General features: G+C 30.8%; 16 protein-coding genes and 2 tRNA genes. 9 read left to right on the top strand and 9 right to left on the bottom strand.

Annotation, left to right across the window (positions count from 1 at the left end):
• Positions 1-29: 29 nt before the first annotated feature.
• The 5 genes from FN795_RS10820 to FN795_RS10800 all read right to left on the bottom strand — a co-directional run bounded on the left by FN795_RS10820 (position 30) and on the right by FN795_RS10800 (position 4,413).
• Positions 30-2,042 (bottom strand): M13 family metallopeptidase, encoded by a 2,013-nt coding sequence (locus tag FN795_RS10820; RefSeq protein ID WP_142450599.1) that lies wholly within the window; start codon positions 2,040-2,042, stop codon positions 30-32.
• Between the two features lie 208 nt (positions 2,043-2,250).
• Positions 2,251-2,898, bottom strand: coding sequence for a hypothetical protein (locus tag FN795_RS10815; protein ID WP_142450598.1), 648 nt, complete (start codon positions 2,896-2,898; stop codon positions 2,251-2,253).
• Between the two features lie 48 nt (positions 2,899-2,946).
• Positions 2,947-3,336, bottom strand: a complete 390-nt coding sequence (locus FN795_RS10810; RefSeq protein WP_142450597.1) for a hypothetical protein — start codon at positions 3,334-3,336, stop codon at positions 2,947-2,949.
• 38 nt (positions 3,337-3,374) lie between these two features.
• Positions 3,375-3,833: an SRPBCC domain-containing protein gene (locus FN795_RS10805; RefSeq protein ID WP_142450596.1), complete on the bottom strand. Its 459-nt coding sequence runs from the start codon at positions 3,831-3,833 to the stop codon at positions 3,375-3,377.
• Positions 3,834-3,921: 88 nt separating this feature from the next.
• A complete protein-coding gene (locus FN795_RS10800) occupies positions 3,922-4,413 on the bottom strand; it encodes a hypothetical protein (protein WP_142450595.1) in 492 nt (163 codons plus the stop codon).
• A gap of 461 nt (positions 4,414-4,874) precedes the next feature.
• On the opposite strand from FN795_RS10800, the gene FN795_RS10795 reads away from it, so the two are divergent.
• Both FN795_RS10795 and FN795_RS10790 read left to right on the top strand, forming a co-directional pair.
• A tRNA-Glu gene (locus FN795_RS10795) sits at positions 4,875-4,946 on the top strand.
• A 305-nt stretch (positions 4,947-5,251) separates the two neighbouring features.
• The gene (locus FN795_RS10790) at positions 5,252-6,445 is read left to right on the top strand and encodes a Ppx/GppA phosphatase family protein (protein WP_244289966.1); all 1,194 of its coding nucleotides are present in this window, start codon (positions 5,252-5,254) and stop codon (positions 6,443-6,445) included.
• A 66-nt stretch (positions 6,446-6,511) separates the two neighbouring features.
• Here the strand turns inward: FN795_RS10790 and FN795_RS10785 are convergent, their stop codons facing one another.
• A complete protein-coding gene (locus FN795_RS10785) occupies positions 6,512-7,774 on the bottom strand; it encodes a MutS-related protein (protein WP_142450594.1) in 1,263 nt (420 codons plus the stop codon).
• A 337-nt stretch (positions 7,775-8,111) separates the two neighbouring features.
• On the opposite strand from FN795_RS10785, the gene FN795_RS10780 reads away from it, so the two are divergent.
• On the top strand, positions 8,112-8,663 hold the full coding sequence (locus FN795_RS10780; RefSeq protein ID WP_142450593.1) for a DUF4494 domain-containing protein: 552 nt from the start codon (positions 8,112-8,114) through the stop codon (positions 8,661-8,663).
• A gap of 81 nt (positions 8,664-8,744) precedes the next feature.
• Here the strand turns inward: FN795_RS10780 and FN795_RS10775 are convergent, their stop codons facing one another.
• Positions 8,745-9,164 carry a hypothetical protein gene (locus tag FN795_RS10775; RefSeq protein WP_142450592.1) on the bottom strand — a complete coding sequence of 140 codons (420 nt, stop codon included), beginning with the start codon at positions 9,162-9,164 and terminating at the stop codon, positions 8,745-8,747.
• A gap of 232 nt (positions 9,165-9,396) precedes the next feature.
• Between FN795_RS10775 and FN795_RS10770 the strand changes: the two genes are divergently transcribed.
• The 4 genes from FN795_RS10770 (at position 9,397) to FN795_RS10755 (ending at position 12,498) form a co-directional block, all read left to right on the top strand.
• On the top strand, positions 9,397-10,923 hold the full coding sequence (locus FN795_RS10770) for an ArnT family glycosyltransferase (RefSeq protein WP_142450729.1): 1,527 nt from the start codon (positions 9,397-9,399) through the stop codon (positions 10,921-10,923).
• Positions 10,924-11,448, top strand: a complete 525-nt coding sequence (locus FN795_RS10765) for a DUF4269 domain-containing protein (protein ID WP_142450591.1) — start codon at positions 10,924-10,926, stop codon at positions 11,446-11,448. It abuts the gene before it with no gap.
• Positions 11,449-11,576: 128 nt separating this feature from the next.
• Positions 11,577-11,649, top strand: a tRNA-Met gene (locus tag FN795_RS10760).
• A 234-nt stretch (positions 11,650-11,883) separates the two neighbouring features.
• A complete protein-coding gene (locus FN795_RS10755) occupies positions 11,884-12,498 on the top strand; it encodes a hypothetical protein (RefSeq protein WP_142450590.1) in 615 nt (204 codons plus the stop codon).
• 396 nt (positions 12,499-12,894) lie between these two features.
• On the opposite strand, the gene FN795_RS10750 is transcribed toward FN795_RS10755, so the two are convergent.
• Positions 12,895-13,254: a hypothetical protein gene (locus FN795_RS10750; RefSeq protein WP_142450589.1), complete on the bottom strand. Its 360-nt coding sequence runs from the start codon at positions 13,252-13,254 to the stop codon at positions 12,895-12,897.
• Positions 13,255-13,594: 340 nt separating this feature from the next.
• Between FN795_RS10750 and FN795_RS10745 the strand changes: the two genes are divergently transcribed.
• Complete coding sequence (locus tag FN795_RS10745) at positions 13,595-14,947, top strand: TlpA family protein disulfide reductase (RefSeq protein WP_142450588.1); 1,353 nt, start codon at positions 13,595-13,597, stop codon at positions 14,945-14,947.
• A gap of 88 nt (positions 14,948-15,035) precedes the next feature.
• Here the strand turns inward: FN795_RS10745 and FN795_RS10740 are convergent, their stop codons facing one another.
• A complete protein-coding gene (locus FN795_RS10740) occupies positions 15,036-15,629 on the bottom strand; it encodes a hypothetical protein (RefSeq protein WP_142450587.1) in 594 nt (197 codons plus the stop codon).
• A 172-nt stretch (positions 15,630-15,801) separates the two neighbouring features.
• Here FN795_RS10740 and FN795_RS10735 point away from each other — a divergent pair, with 172 nt between their 5' ends.
• The gene (locus tag FN795_RS10735) at positions 15,802-16,566 is read left to right on the top strand and encodes a ThuA domain-containing protein (RefSeq protein ID WP_142450586.1); all 765 of its coding nucleotides are present in this window, start codon (positions 15,802-15,804) and stop codon (positions 16,564-16,566) included.
• Positions 16,567-16,624 lie beyond the last annotated feature (58 nt).

Raw genomic sequence — 16,624 nt, 5'->3', positions numbered from 1 at the left:
CTTTTCATGAAAAAATTTCGGCAAGATTATTACCAAATTGTTATCCTATCCTTCTTCGGTAAAAACATTTTATCGCCTTGTTTTACATTAAATGCATCATAAAAAGGTGTAGTGTTCATTAGCGGACCATTAACACGCCAGTTTGGTGGAGAATGCGGATTATTGTTAATCCACAAACGCAGGAACTCATCTTTCATTTTTACTCGCCATATTTTGGCTATAGAAATAAAGAAGCGTTGATCTGGAGTAAAACCGTCTATTTTTGTGTTTCCTTTTCCTTGCTCGGTCATTTTAAAAGCATCGTAGGCAACTGCTATTCCAGCAATATCAGCTGTATTTTCACCAACTGTCATAGCACCATTAATGTGTAAATCTCCTAAAACAGTATAGGTACTATATAAATTAATAACCTGTTGTATTCTTGACTTAAACTGTGCATAATCCTCTTTTGTCCACCAGTTTTTTAGGTTTCCATCCTTGTCATATTGAGCACCTTGATCATCAAACGTATGTGTGATTTCGTGACCTATAACCATTCCGATACCGCCATAGTTAAGTGCATCATCTGCATTATTATCAAAATATGGAGCTTGTAAAATACCTGCCGGAAAAACAATTTCATTTGCAGTAGGATTATTATATGCCGTAACTGTTGGAACTGTAGTATACCATTCTGATTTATCGACTGGTTTGCCCAATTTTCCCAATTGAAATTGATATGCTGCAGTAGCCGCCGAAATCATATTCTCAAAATAGGCATTTCTAGCTATATGTACATTGCTATAATCTTTCCATTTATCCGGATATCCAATTTTCTTCGTAATGGCGAACAATTTTTCTTTGGCCTTTTGCTTTGTAACAGGGCTCATCCATTCCAATTTATCAATTCTTTTGCCATACGCTTTTTGCAAATTATTCACGAGGATTAACATACGTTTTTTGGCGTCTTCTGGAAAATATTTCTTTACATACAATTCGCCCAGTGCGTCACCTAAGTAATTATCAACCACATTAGCCATTTTTTCTCCACGTGATTTTTGAACTGCCTGACCAGAAAGCACTTTAGTATACTCAAATGAAGCATCTACAAAAGGTTTGCTTAAATCATCTGCATATCTTTCTAAAGAATTTGCTTTCAGGTAAATTTTCCAATTATTAATTGGGATGGTTTTTAAAAGCTTATTAAGAGCATTGTAATAGGCAGGTTGGCCTACATTAATAGAATCCGTTTTAGCACCTAAATTTTTTAAAAAAGTAGTCCAGTCTATGTTAGGATGTCTTTTTACAAGATCTGTCACAGCCGTTTTGTTATAATTTGCCTGCACATCTCGAAGTTCAACTTTTGTTTTATGTGAAGTGGCTAGTTGTTTGTCAATATCGTAAACCAAATCGGCATTCTTTTTAGCCTCTTCGGCATTACTGCCTGTTTGCTGAAATAATGTAGCAAGATATTTTTTGTATGATTTTTGTATGCCAACAGTTGATGAATCTGATTTGAAATAATAATCTCTATCTGGTAAACCGATACCCGTTTGATAAAGTTGTCCAATGTTCATACTGCTGTTTTTATCGTCAGGTGATACTCCAAAAGCAATAATAGAATAATTGCCAGCTTTTGATTCATTAACTACCAAGTTCATTAAAGAAGGTACATCGCTGATTGCTTCAATTTTGGCAAGCAGGGGCTTGATAGGCGTATAACCGCGTTTGTCAATAGTTACCGTATCCATACCTGATGCATAAAAATCTCCAACCTTTTGTGCTATACTTCCTGCTGGATTCTCGCTTTTCGAAATACTGTCCAATATTCTTTGCAGACGCATTCGTTGTGGGAAATTCATAAACATATAAGCCCCTACTCCGGCTTGAGATGCAGGTATTGATACAGAATCGTACCATTTGCCATTTACGTATTTAAAAAAGTCATTACCAGGTGTCAATGTGGAATCTATTCCAGTGATGGCAACATTTTTTTTCTCTTGATGTTTTGAACACGCTGTAAAAGCTAAGAATGCAATAAAGAGCACTAAGGATTTTTTCATAATCTAAATGATTTCTATTAAAATGAACTGAAAGTAGTTTGGAAGCAAAGTCAATTTTAGCAGAACAATATACGAATTCAGTTTTTAATTCTGAAGTTTTTGTGAGAATTACTACTTATAAAAAACAGAATTATAAGCAGTTATTTACCATTAATGTAGTAATTCAGTATACGTTTTGAAGCTACATCGCTTTTTACAAATTCGTTGCTTATACTTTTTGTTCCCCTGATTTAATTGCTATAAAGTCCTCATATTTCGTAAAATACTCCAGTCCTAAAACTAATAGTATCGAGCTGGCATTATATACTTTCTGCATTATGATGGCTGAACTCAAATAACCAAACCCAAACAGGAAAAAAAAGCAGTAAAAAGTCAACAAGCAAATAATACAGCAAATTTTAAGTAAATGAAGTTTTGACTTTAGGATCAATACAGTAATAATAAATAAACCGATTAATGTTAAAACGATCGATATGGTTCCCAGATCATGTAAGGGTGTTGCAATTAAGAAAATAAATAATATGTTGGCAACGCCTATAAATTTTAAAATTTTAGCCCATTGTCTTAAAGCTATTTTTTTTGACATATGGATAAAAAAAACACCATAACCAACCGATTGGAATGCCATTCCGATAATGGCCCAAATCCTGCCTGGGTTTTCTGCCCCATTTATTGCTTTTGCAGCAAACAAATTACTGATGAAATTTTTTGACCAACCAAATCCAATAGAATTTTTATCAAGCAATGATCCGCCTGGATACAATAAAGTTGCTATTACAATTAAAATCACGGAAATGACCAAACATATCAAAACCGAATGTTTCTGAACGATTTGCTTAATTGTTAAACTTTCCATTAAGTTAATTGCTTAAATTCATTGTAGCAGCTGTTTATCAAGAGTATCTTATATTTTTTCAAACTCCTTTTTAGCTTCTTTTCTTGACTTCTCAAATACATCAACGCCAAATTTCTCCAAAACTAGCTTTTCCATTGTTTCTTTATAACATTTTATTGAACCAGTAATAACGCAGCCCTTTTTTACAAATTTTATACTGTATTTTTCAAGCATGTAATTGTCATAAAATTTATAAAACTCTTCTTCGGATTTAAATGAAAAAGTAAGTCCTGTTATAAATATATTATACTTACCATTATTAAAATCTGTTTGTGCTTTCTCCGTTCCATTTTCGCATGTTGCTTCATACCAAAAAAGATTATCATCACCTTTTTGGCTTTCCTGAGAAAGTCCAACTAAGCAACTTAGAAAAAATATAAATGTCAAAATTTGCTTCATAAAGGTAGTTACCAAAATATGTCTTATATGTTCATTTATTATTGTTCTGCAACTTCTTTTAATTTATCCATTGCTTTTGGATAATTATCATTGAAATAGCCTAAATACTCATCAATAACATCGATATCAACGATTACGGTTGTAATACCGCTATTTTCCTGAAAAGTGTAATTTTCATGTCCGCCGGCCCATTTTTCTACCTGTTCGCCTGTGGTTACTTCGGTATCTCCGTCTAAAAATCCGTAATGACGAATGGAAACAAAATCGGCAGGTTTGTGTTCTGCTATTTCCGAGACCATTCCTCCTTTTTTACCATTTTCATCTACTCCTACAAAAAGGATTTTACTTCCTTTGTCCCAACTACCTTCATAAGTAGATGTAGGATTAAAAGTTGCTGTCCAATATTCGTAAGTGGCTTTATTTTTTAAGCCAAGCATCGTTTCATATACCTTTTGAGCTGATGCTTTAATTTCTTTTTTAAATTGTAATTTTTGCATTGCTTTCTTTGTTTTAAAATTTTTAAATCAGTTTATATCTATTGCTATAAACATTTTGAGCATACACAACATTTCTTAAAATACTAATTTACAATAATTTATTATGCTTTAATATTTCAGTTGTACTTTCATTAAAAGGCAATCGTATAATTTTTCTCCACTTTATCAATGTAGATTGATCGAGTTGATTTTCAATATCACTTATTAAAATCTCTTTTTTTCCAATGTAAAACTCGTCAAAATATTCTTTTTTGTCCAATGTCTTTACATACTTGTCTTTTATTATTAGTTCAACATTCAGGGATTTAATGTTTTTCCATTCTATATAGTGAGAAAAGTACAAACTGTTTTTCAATATACCTCTCTTATTTACTATAACTACTGTTGAAAAATAATTCATTAAACCCATTACTAAAATAGTACCTGACGCATATAAAAAAATCAACAATTTCCTTAATATACCTTCTCCAAATCCAACATTAAAAGCACACCAACCTACAAAAAACACAAACATTAAAGGTCCTCCCAAATTCCAAATATTTTTGAATGTCAAGTTTTTAATTGTAAGTTCTTTGCTCATTTTTTGATATAAAATTATATTTCGAATTAATCAATCGTTTCTGAAAATCTATTTCACACTAAATGTTCACGTAAATTTAGTCTTTATTTCCAGATCCAAATAAATCAATTGAACTTGTGGAGCATTTAGCATTGTAAAACTTCTTTTTGTTTACAAACAAGGTGATAATTCCAACATAAGGGAATCATAAACTCAGGAGAATATTCTTTCAAAATAAAAAATCACACATAAAATTTTTATTTTTTTTAAATTTTTATTCTAAGAAAAAGAACTCCTTTATTTCATTCTTCACATAAAACAATCAATTACGAATCAAACAAATAAGTCTTAATCAAACAAATTATTCCAGGCTTTTCTGCTTCCAAATTTGATGCTTTCAAAATAATTTCAAAAAGTTTTTTCAAAAAACTGTTTGCGTATTCCAAAATTATTTGCACTTTTGCACCCGCAATAGCAAAACAGGTCCGTTCGTCTATCGGTTAGGACGCCAGGTTTTCATCCTGGTAAGGGGGGTTCGATTCCCCCACGGACTACTTAGCAAGACAAAAGCTTCAGAGAAATCTGGAGCTTTTTTGTTTTACACGGTTTGGGAAAAATATTAGCAGATTTTATCCATTAACTATTGTATCAAAAATTGACGGAAAGAGTGTGAAGTTTTATGACATTCTCTAAAAAAAATTATCAAACTCAATAATCCTTCAAAAAGTAACAATAAAAAAACATGTAAGTTCTTTTTTCTTCAAACAAATTATCGGATTTTTGCAAAAATTAATTAAAACCCAAATACCATAATCCTAATAACCTATAATAAACTCGTTCGATTTTTAAATGACGTATAATGCAAAAAATCCCGAGTACACTTTCTTTACAATTTACACAATCAAATCAATATCGTACATCATTATTCACAACTATATTACAACAACAATTAAATCCAATGATTAAAAAAAACAAACCCCAAATTTTATTTTTTATTCTTTTAAATTTATTTTTTTCCCTAAACGCATTTTCTCAAAAAAGTGTTTACGCTGGAATTGAAATCGGAAGAAGAGCGATAAAAGTTTCTGTTGTCGATGTAAACAACATCAGAAAAGCCGACTATAAAATTCTTTATTTTGCAACAGACAGACTTGATTTTGCTGCACATATTGCCGAAAAAGGTGAACTTCCTCAAGAAGACATCAACAAAATTGGCGTTACAGTTGTCGATCAATTAAAAAAAATAAAAACTGATTTTAAACTTCTTGAAGAAAATATCTTTATCGTAGCGGCTCCCGTTTTTTCACAAGCACGTAATATTGATGTCTTAAAAGCCAAAATTAATACGTTAACTAATAAAAATCTTGACGTTTTAAACGTTAACGAAGAAGCAAAAACACTTGTTAAAGGTGCAATGCCTCCAGTTGATTTTGCTAATGCATTCTTACTTGATATTGGTGCTCAAACTACTAAAGGTGGCTATATTGATGAGCTTGAGGACGACAAATTAGAATTTATTCCTTTAGAACTTGATTTTGGAACAATGACTCTTACTGACGCAGTAAAAAAGACAGTTGTCAATCCAAATCAGGCAAATGACATGGCTACTTATCAGGAAAAAGCATTTGACTTTAATCCAGTTTTGCGTAAAAAAGTAAAAGCATTGCTAGATGCAAATCCTCCTTTGGCTAAAAAGAACAAAATATATTTGTCCGGCGGCGCTGTATGGGCTTTTGCAACGTTATACTATAACGACGAAATAAAAGAGCATTATATTCCTTTAACTTTAGAAGATGTTATCAATTATGACGCTATTTTGAAAAATAATTTTGTGAAGTTTACCAACCAGGCAAAAACCAACAAAGAAGTTGCTAGAGTTTTAAGTACTTATGACCAGCAATATCTTATTTCAGCAAATAATATATTACAGACTTGCCTTGAAAGTATTCCAAATTTACAATCGAAAAAAGTACTTTTTGTAAAAGAAGGACAAGTAATCTGGTTGATCTCTTATATCGCAGACCGCTCTAAAAAAGTAAATACTAATTTTTAAGGTATTATTTTAAATAAAAAAAAGCTTCAGAGAAATCTGGAGCTTTTTTTATTTAAGATGAAAAAATTAATTAGCCTGCAAAAGTTTATTCAGTCCTTCTTTTTCAAACAAAATTCTTCCCACTTTAATATCCGACCATCCTTTCTTTAGTTTATAAGTAAATGTCGGAATGTTATCTATCAGCTCGCAGTCGAGATAATAAGTCGAAACCGTATCATTGGTCAGGTTTTTTAATTCCTGAATATGCGTCGAAATTAAAAAATAAGAATTCGAATAAATACTAACACCATTTATGGTTCGGGTACAAATTTCTAAAGCGTCTTCAACATTCGTTCCGCTAAAAAGCTCATCAAAAACAACAAAACATCTTTTGCCGTCAGCCGCTTTCAAAACGACATCTTTGACATTGATAACTTCAGTCATAAAATGACTATAACCATTTAAAATATCATCGCGCTTATTTATTCCGATTGAAAAATCAGTACAAAATGGAATTTCTGCTGAAGAAGCCGGAATACCAAAACCCAAATTCCCTAAATAAAGACACAAACTTACCGATTTAAGAAAAGTAGATTTTCCAGACATATTTGGGCCATTTAATACAACTACATTGTTAATTGCCTTAAAGCTGTTTTTGATTGGATTTTCAACTAATGGATGGTAAAATTCATTTATATTCAGCGTTTTTTCTGTAAGAACCGGAAAAACAAATTCACGTTTTATGATTGCTTTACTAATCGACAAATAGGATTCAAACAAAAATAAATCGTCCCAAAATTTTTCGATTTTTCCTTCTTCCTGCAATGCAGAAATTTTAGCTGTTATTTTCTTGAGATGCTTGCTTTTTAATTGCTTTTCCCTAATTATATATTCGTATTTTCTCAATTCAAAAAAAGAAAGAAAAGACAAAATTCTATTCAAATCCTTTCTATATGATTCAGGAAAATGAATAAGATTTAATCTTGTAAAACAAGTTGACTCTAGTCGATAAAAAAATAATATTAATAAATGGATTTTATTGTGCGTAAGAATTTCATCAGCAGTTGGACCAAAAAACAAAAAGCGTTTCCAGTTGATTTCTTCTTCCCTAAAATTATTTAGAAAAAAATGAACTTCATTTAAATACAAAACAGTATAAGAATATTTTTCCAGAACCTCATTATTCAAAGCAAATCCTTTAAGAATATTTTGCCTCTCAACAATTTGACTTTCGGTCGTTAAAGGCGTTTCTAACAAATAAAGAATCCTTTTTTTAGTGAAGCTATTCAGTGAAAAATCAAAAATAGGCAACACTTCTTCTTTTATGTTTAAATCCTGAATATTGTTCATACGCTCTAATTATACTTAATAAATACGATAGGCAGATAATAAATTTTGTTTAAGCTAAAGTAATAAAATACTTTCAAAAAACATTATTTAAAATCTATTAAATATAAAAATTTTAATAATTTTTAACAAATAAAACACACCATGTTCAATAATAATCGATGAAATACAATATTTAAATATTTGTCGTTAAAAATCACTCAAAAACCATCTCGCAACAAAAAGTTAAACAAATCATAATAAATCATTAGTTATTTTAAATTGTGAATATCTATTTGATAATTTGAAGCATATTTTCTCTTTAAAATCTATCTTTGACATCCTTAAAAATTACAAGAAAATGAGCGCAATTTGGTACGAATGCAAAGTAAAATATAGAAAAACAGATGAAACTGGAGGACAAAAAGTTTTAACCGAGCCTTATTTGGTTGATGCTTTATCTTATACAGAAGCTGAAAAAAGAATGACCGAAGAAATGGCCGCTTATACTAGTGAAGAATTTAAAATCACAGCTATCAAAGTGGCAAATTATGCCGAAATTCATCCTTTTGAAAATGCAGATAGATGGTTTAAATCTAAAATCACTTTAATTGCTTATGATGAAGAAAGCGGCAAGGAAAGAAAAACAAGCATGTACATGCTAATTCAGGCAAACGATGTTCGCGAAGCTTTTGACAATACACTTCACGTAATGAAAAATACAATGGGAGAATATTCTATTCCGGCCATTTCAGAAACAGCAATTATGGATGTATTTCCTTATTTCAGCGGTGAAGAAGGCGAAACAGAAATGTTGGAAAGATTCAATACACTGAAAGCTTCTAAACCCGTAACTGCCGAAGTTCCGGATACAAATGAATTTGATCCTGCTTATTTAGAGGAAAGTCTTTAAATCAGAGGTATTTTTTAATAAATTGAAAATAAAAAAAGCAAAATAGAATTCTATTTTGCTTTTTTTATTTTTTACGCTAATTCAATAAAGCATTTTTGCCAGCGGCGTTACTGCCGACGCTGATTTTGGCAATAAAGATGTAAGTGCATCAAATTGTGTTGGACTTATATTTTTTTTCATTTTGGCTATAAAAGACTCTCTACTGGCTGTCATTTTAGAAGTATAACCCGCCTTATCTGTTGCCATTGTAGGCAAAATGTTCTTCTTTTTATTTAAAGTTTCATTTACCAGTGAATTCACAATCGGCTTTTGTGCCTCAGTTAATTTTAATTTTGGAGATAATACGCCCATAACCTGATTCGAGATACTGGCAACATCAAAAGCAGGAACTGCTGTTGTCGACGCCTTACTCGCCGCTTTTGTAATTTCTCCTACACTTTGCGCATTTGCAAATGAAATTGCCCCTAAAAGGACAGCCGCAATCAATAATTTCTTTTTCATGGTTTTTTTCTTTTAAAGTTATTGCTGGGTATTAAAGGTAATAAAAATGTCAATTCAACTGACATCAAATAACTATAAACATCTAAATATCTGATATTTACAATATCCCATTATGAAATATTCTGAATATTCAAAAATCAAAATAAATCCTATCTTAGCTACAGAATTACACGTTGATTTAAAACCACTTACAACACAAAAGCCGAACAAACCTAAAAAAACCGAAATCTACATGACCAAAAAGACATTTATTTTAATTGGGTTTATCATTTTAAAATTTGCACTTCAATATATTTTGCTGAGTCCGGAGTATGATTTGCAGCGTGATGAATATCTGCATCTGGATCAGGCGCATCATTTGGCCTGGGGATACTTATCGGTTCCTCCTGTAACTTCCTGGTTTTCGTATATCATTTATCTGCTAGGAAATACTGTTTTTTGGGTCAAGTTCTTCCCTGCCCTTTTTGGCGTTTTGACACTTTTAGTTGTCTGGAAAACAATTGAGGTTTTAAAAGGAAGTTTATTTGCTTTGATTTTAGCTTCAACTTGCATTTTATTGTCATCGCTTTTACGATTAAACATGCTTTTTCAGCCAAATTCGTTAGACATTTTATGTTGGACCACTTTTTATTTCACAGTTATTCAATACATCAAAACCGAAAAAACAAAATGGCTTTATACAGGTGCCATCATTTTTGCTTTTGGTTTTCTGAATAAGTACAATATTCTTTTCCTTTTAATCGGATTTTTGCCTGCACTTTTGCTTTCAAAACAAAGAAAAATTGTTGCCGAAAAAAATCTTTATTTTGCTCTTATTTTGGGATTAATTTTAATTCTTCCGAATCTTTTATGGCAGTACAACAATCATTTTCCGATTGTGCATCACATGAAAGAATTAGCCGAAACACAGCTGGTAAATGTTGATCGGGCTGGATTTTTAAAAGAACAATTATTGTTTTTTATTGGCGGATTTATCGTTATTCTCTCCTCCTTTTATGCGCTACTTTTTTATAAACCTTTTGCAAATTATCGATTCTTTTTTCTTTCGATTGTTTTTACTCTTTTAGTTTTTATTTATTTCAAAGCTAAAGCGTATTATGCTATTGGCCTTTATCCAATTTATATTGCATTTGGCGCCGTTTTTTTAGGAGAAATTTCAAAATCAGGATGGAAACGATTCTTACAACCAGTTTTAATCCTTATTCCACTTTTGCTTTTTATTCCAATTTATAAAGTTGCTTTTCCTAATAAAACACCACAGGAAATAGTTGCAAAACCTGAAAAATATAAAAAATTTGGAATGCTTCGCTGGGAAGACGGAAAAGACCATGAATTGCCTCAGGATTTTGCCGATATGTTGGGCTGGAAAGAACTGGCGCACAAAACTGATTCGGTTTATGCTTTGTTTCCAAAATCAGAAAATACCTTGGTGCTTTGCGACAATTACGGTCAGGCAGGAGCAATAAATTATTACACCAAAAAAGGAATTAAAGCCGTTTCTTTCAATGCGGATTATGTCAATTGGTTCAATTTAGATATCTATTATACGAACCTCATCAGAATAAAAGAATTTGAAGAAAAAAGCACTGAATTTGCAGAAACAAGTCCGTTTTTTGAAAAAGCTTCGATTGGCGGAGAAATAACAAACAAATTTGCCCGTGAATACAAAACCACAATTTTTGTTTTTACTAAAGCTAAAATCAATATCAACAAAAGATTAGAGCAGGAAATTAAAGAAGAGAAAAATTACGACAAATAAATGATCGACTTCAGCACAATTGAATATTTAAAGTATGGAAATGAAAGACAAATTCTGGCTTATGAAATTTTGACAAAAAACAAGATCTTAGAAGTTTTGGTTGAATTTGATCCAATTCTTGTTGGCACAATTCCAATAAATATTGACATTGAAAACAGTGATCTTGATATTATTTGTTATTGGCAGAATAAAAATCATTTTGTCGAAAAAGTCACTTCTCTTTTTAAGAATAAATCCGATTTTAAAATCAGAGAAACTATAATAAATGAGAAAGAATCTGTAATTGGAAATTTCAAACTAGATGATTTTGAGATTGAAATATTCGGACAAAATATTCCAACCAAAAATCAAAACGGCTACAGACACATGATTATAGAACACCAAATTCTGGAATCACGAGAGGAAAATTTTCGCCAAGAAATCATAAAACTCAAACAAAACGGCTACAAAACTGAGCCTGCTTTTGCCAAATTATTAGGTTTAAAAAGTGATCCTTATTTAGAATTATTGAATTATAAAATCTAATTGCAAAACCAAAACAATCGCAATTCACTACACAACAAACAGTTACGATCGAGATTTATTAAAATAAAAATATTTCACTAATTCCTTTGAAAAACTGTATTTAGTGCTTATCTTTGCACCCGAAACATCGCGGGATAGAGCAGTAGGCAGCTCGTCGGGCTCATAACCCGAAGGTCACAGGTTCGAGTCCTGTTCCCGCTACTAAGACAAAAAGCTTCAGAGAAATCTGGAGCTTTTTTTGTTTTGGTTTACTTTGAAAAACTTTGCATTCACAAGCGGGATGCTCGCGCTAGCAGTTGGGAAAAGTAACAGTATTTCCTCGTTTTGCAATTTAATTACAGGAAATTAAATAACTTCGCTTTAAACAAAATCAACATGAAAATTATCTCTATCACATTATTGCTTCTCATATTTTTGGGGTGCAAAAAAAATCTAATGGAAAAAGAAATAAATTTAATGACCGAAATGGATTTCGTTCCAGCCAAAAGCATGAAAATAAAAAATTTGTTGCCCTTTAAAAACCACGATGTTTGTATTGGTTCTTATATATTAAAGAATGACTCAATTATCTCACAATATGAAATTGAATCAAAATACTCATTAATGGTCATAAAACTTAAAAATATTTCTCAGAATTTTACTTTCAATAATCATCAATCAACTAATTATCCAACACCAGGTTATTTTTCTACTATTAACGAAGGTTTATTCGAAGTTAATTTGAGTCCCGAAATATTTAAAGATGACTATAAAATTAATCGTATAGATTTTTTTTCAGATAATGCAATAAATTACCAAGTAAATAATGACACTATAAAAAGCTTTAATCTAAATTTCAGCAACTATGTCATCAAAATCAACAATCAAGATTCTAAGGTAATATATAGCAAAATAGAATATTATGGATTAAAAAACATTAATGCTAACATAGTACTTTATAATAATGAAGATAAGCTATATATCTTCATCATGACACCTCTGAAGAAAAACGCTCCTATAGATAAAAATAAATTGTACGATCATCTTTTTGGAAATAATTTATTAAAATAAAATTTCTAATTTGTAATTAATTCTAAATAGCTCGAGAATACTAGTTCAACTTATCAAGAAAAGCTTCAGCGAAATCTGGAGTTTTTTTGTTTTTACCTTTCTGATTCTCTTTGCGGACACAGATTACAAATCTGCGCTATCGTTGTATGTATCTGAGCAATCAGTTTTTATTTATTATATGATAACTTTTCCAGCTTCTGATAATCGCCACTTTGCCCAAATCCTTCTGTATTCGATTTTGTTTCTAAAATTATGTTGTCTGTGCCCTTGTATTGGCTGTTATGCTGGGGTATTTTGTCGAAATTGCAATTAACCGTAAATTTTTCACGTTTCTGATTGCAAATTCCAACTTATTGATTTTAGTTTTAATTGTTGTTTTCAATGAATTTCATCTTCTTAAAATTCATCTTCTTCATTTCCAAAATCTTCAATTTTATCATTTTCATCCTCAATTTCATCAATTTCATCATCTCCATATGACTTTTTAATACGGTATTGAATAATGATTGTTACAAATAAGATTAAAGTAAATAATATCGAAAAATTTATAAGTCCAACTAGTGGCATCCCACAAGTATTATTGTTTTTTTCAAGATAATAAACAATAATGTTAAATTCTAAAATGGTAAATATGATTTGGCTAAAAAAACTAATTAAGCAAATTGTTGCAAAGCTCACTTTAATATCTCCTCCAATAGCTTTTCTGCCAAAAATAATTTGAAATAATAGTGGTAAAACAATTAAAATTAGGTGCATTTTTTAAGATTCTATTTGTTATTAGTTTCTATTTTTCAAGTTTCCGCTGGCAAGTTCCAACTGTCACGCTTCTACTTTATAAACATCTTACGGAAACAAATACTTGTTTTTCTGATTGCTTTTATCTGCGTAATTTCGGCACAACTCCCGTATAACTTGTTTATATATGTATGACGATCTACACAACACCATCAAGATCTGAGTGATATACGTGAAAAATTTCACACATTATTTATTTCCAAATATATAATTTTTCATTACTACAAATTCATTCTCAAAAAAATAATCCCTATTTTTAACAAGATTTCATTTAACTTTTTAACTATCTAACCACCAAGAAATGAAAAAAGTCCTTCTTTTATTGCTAATTATAGCTTTCTACTCTTTCACAACTTCTGAAGAGATTGTAACTGTTTCTGGCAAAATCACGAATACCGAAAATGGAACAATCAAAATCAAAGGGGAATTATTTGAGAAAGAAATCAAGCTAAAACCAGATGGAAGTTTTTCAGAAAATCTAAAAATAGAATATGATGGCATTTATAAAATTGAAACTACTAAAAATAGTTTCCAAATATACCTAACTAAAGATTCCAAATTAATTATATATGCTGATGATGCGAACTTGACACCAACTTTAAAATTTACAGGCAAAGGAAACATAGAAAATCAATATTTAGCCCAAAAACAGCTTATAACTTCGGTTATTGATTGGGAATTTTACAAACTTGAAGAAGACGAATTTCTGAAAAAACTTCAGTCAATAAAAACTTCAGTCGATAATTTGTACGCCAAAACAAAATTTACTGACGCCAGTTTTAAAGAAAAAGAAGCCAGAAGTATTTATTATTTAGAACAAATTCATCTGTTTTCGTATAAAAATTACCACTCTTCTAACATTTCTCAAAAATATCCAAAGATTGATGAAACAATAGATCTGGATAATAATTCTGATTTTTTATTTTCAAATGATTATCAAGCACTTGTGATAAGCAATTTTTATAAAAATGTTAGAGACAATTTACCTAAAAATACTGAAGGAGATGATAGCGTTTCTTTCATTACAGCTAAAGATGCAATTCCGGAGATAAAAGCGCTGAAGAGTCAAAGTATAAAAAATCGATTAATCGAATTTTCGGCAGGAGATATTGTTATTGACAATACAAATTACGAAAAAATATATGAGGAATTTTTATTGCTTACAAACGATCCGCTTATCAAACAAACATTGACTTTAAATTATAATTTTGCAAATGCAATAAAGCCCGGAAAACCATCCCCGAAATTTAATTACGAAAATCAAAAAGGAGGAAAAACTTCTTTAGAAGATCTAAAAGGAAAATATATTTATATTGATTTTTGGGCAACGTGGTGTGGTCCTTGCGTCAAAGAGATTCCATTTCTTCAGAAGGTGGAAGAACAGTACAAAGGAAAAAATATTGAATTTGTTAGTATTTCAATCGATGCGATGAAGGATCAGCCTAAATGGAGCAAATTTGTTACAGAAAAACAATTAGGTGGCATTCAATTATTGGCAGAAAATGAATGGAATTCAAAAATCATGAGAGATTACGGTATTCATGAAGTTCCAACATTTATTCTTCTGGATCCTAATGGCAATATTGTTTCTGCACGCGCACCAAAACCTTCTGACCCTAAACTTATTGATTTATTCAATAGTTTAAAAATATAACCTTAAATTTCAAACAATAAAAAAACTGCACAATTCTGAAAATTTCAGAATTGTGCAGTTTTTCATTTTAGCATTTCCAAAAACAGAATTACAACGCTTTTCTAGATTGCAACAAAAGATTTGTAGCTGTTTCAAAAACATCATACATCTCTTTGTTTTTCTTAAATTCATTGATTTTGTTTTCATAAACATACTTGCCGTCTGCAGTTAAAACATATACTTTTACCTGATTCTGTGCCGGTTCAGTTCTTTCGGTTGCTGGCGTACATGACGATAATGCTTTTTCAGCTTTTTCTATTAATGAAGTTGAAAGCGAATTAAAAGACTGAGGATTCATTTCAAATTGAATATCAATACCATTTAAAAGAATACTAGCTTCTCCAGATTTAAAAGCAACAAGCGAATTTTTATTACTGCTTAAAGTCCAATCGACGATAACAGCATAGACTTCTTTGTTTTTCGGAACAGAATCTTTACAGTAGATTTCACTTGGTTTTAATTCAAAAGCTTCTTTTGCGGTAACTTGATTTAATGACTTTGGCGTCGCTGGTTTTGCTTCAACAGAGATTTCTGCAGAGCCAGTATTTTCTGCAGCAACAGCAGTATCATTTTGCGTTTCATTTTTACAACCAATTGCCATTAATAGAAAAGAAATCAAAAGTAATTTTGGGGCATTTTTCATTTTAAATTTTAGTTTTTATGGTTAATTATTAATCTTAATTCTGAAAAGTATTCTCTGCATTTAAACAAATATAGACTAAAATCAATAACATTTGGAAGTCTCTCATGATGCGAAATACCTTCATAAAGAATAAATTATTTTTTCTATCTTCCCAAAATAAAATTCAAGCGAAATGACCTTTCTTCCTTCAATAAAAAAATCAGTTTTATCCAATTTAATTCTACTGGCAAGTTTTTTTCTATTTTCTTTTTATCCAAAAAGCACCGAACAAATCAATTTTAAAAAAGAAAAAAAAGTTTTGATTTTCTCCAAAACAAACGGTTTCAGACATGAAAGCATTGCTGCAGGAATTGCCGCAATCAAAAAATTGGGAACCGAAAATCATTTTATTGTAGATGCTACAGAAGATTCTCTTGCAATTAATTCAAAAAATTTAAAACAATATCAGGTCGTTATATTTCTTAGCGCTTCGGGGCATGTTTTGGGAGAAGAACAGAAATTGGCTTTGCAAAAATTCATTGAAAAAGGAAATGGTTTTGTAGGGATTCATTCCGCCACAAACTGCGAACCAGACTGGCCTTGGTATACTAAAATGATCGGCGGAATTTTTGAAGGTCATCCAGAACCTCAGATTGCAAAACTTGTAATTGTGAATAAGGAGCATCCATCAACCAAACATCTTCCTGAAATTTGGGAAAGAAAAGACGAATGGTACAATTTCAAATATATAAATCCAGATGTAAATGTTCTTATAAAAATTGATGAATCATCTTATAAGGGCGGCAAACATGGTGATAATCATCCTTTGGCATGGTATCACGATTATGATGGAGGAAGAGCGTTTTATACAGCCTTAGGCCATAGTCCTGAAAGCTACAGTGATCCGCTTTTTGTACAACATTTGCTTGGAGGCATCAACTATGCATTTGGCAATTAAATACTTCTAAAAAGAAAGCAAATATCAAATAATTCATCAAAATCCAACTCCTATACAA

The sequence above is a fragment of the Flavobacterium resistens genome (genome assembly GCF_900182645.1).
In the GTDB taxonomy this organism is placed as follows: Bacteria; Bacteroidota; Bacteroidia; order Flavobacteriales; family Flavobacteriaceae; genus Flavobacterium; species Flavobacterium resistens.
This window is presented reverse-complemented; position numbering and strand designations above follow the sequence as displayed.

Coding starts and splice junctions, on each gene's coding strand:
- FN795_RS10820 (WP_142450599.1), bottom strand. CDS start 2,042: ATGAAAAAATCCTTAGTGCTCTTTATTGCATTCTTAGCTTTTACAGCG.
- FN795_RS10815 (WP_142450598.1), bottom strand. CDS start 2,898: ATGGAAAGTTTAACAATTAAGCAAATCGTTCAGAAACATTCGGTTTTG.
- FN795_RS10810 (WP_142450597.1), bottom strand. CDS start 3,336: ATGAAGCAAATTTTGACATTTATATTTTTTCTAAGTTGCTTAGTTGGA.
- FN795_RS10805 (WP_142450596.1), bottom strand. CDS start 3,833: ATGCAAAAATTACAATTTAAAAAAGAAATTAAAGCATCAGCTCAAAAG.
- FN795_RS10800 (WP_142450595.1), bottom strand. CDS start 4,413: ATGAGCAAAGAACTTACAATTAAAAACTTGACATTCAAAAATATTTGG.
- FN795_RS10790 (WP_244289966.1), top strand. CDS start 5,252: ATGCAAAAAATCCCGAGTACACTTTCTTTACAATTTACACAATCAAAT.
- FN795_RS10785 (WP_142450594.1), bottom strand. CDS start 7,774: ATGAACAATATTCAGGATTTAAACATAAAAGAAGAAGTGTTGCCTATT.
- FN795_RS10780 (WP_142450593.1), top strand. CDS start 8,112: ATGAGCGCAATTTGGTACGAATGCAAAGTAAAATATAGAAAAACAGAT.
- FN795_RS10775 (WP_142450592.1), bottom strand. CDS start 9,164: ATGAAAAAGAAATTATTGATTGCGGCTGTCCTTTTAGGGGCAATTTCA.
- FN795_RS10770 (WP_142450729.1), top strand. CDS start 9,397: ATGACCAAAAAGACATTTATTTTAATTGGGTTTATCATTTTAAAATTT.
- FN795_RS10765 (WP_142450591.1), top strand. CDS start 10,924: ATGATCGACTTCAGCACAATTGAATATTTAAAGTATGGAAATGAAAGA.
- FN795_RS10755 (WP_142450590.1), top strand. CDS start 11,884: ATGGAAAAAGAAATAAATTTAATGACCGAAATGGATTTCGTTCCAGCC.
- FN795_RS10750 (WP_142450589.1), bottom strand. CDS start 13,254: ATGCACCTAATTTTAATTGTTTTACCACTATTATTTCAAATTATTTTT.
- FN795_RS10745 (WP_142450588.1), top strand. CDS start 13,595: ATGAAAAAAGTCCTTCTTTTATTGCTAATTATAGCTTTCTACTCTTTC.
- FN795_RS10740 (WP_142450587.1), bottom strand. CDS start 15,629: ATGAAAAATGCCCCAAAATTACTTTTGATTTCTTTTCTATTAATGGCA.
- FN795_RS10735 (WP_142450586.1), top strand. CDS start 15,802: ATGACCTTTCTTCCTTCAATAAAAAAATCAGTTTTATCCAATTTAATT.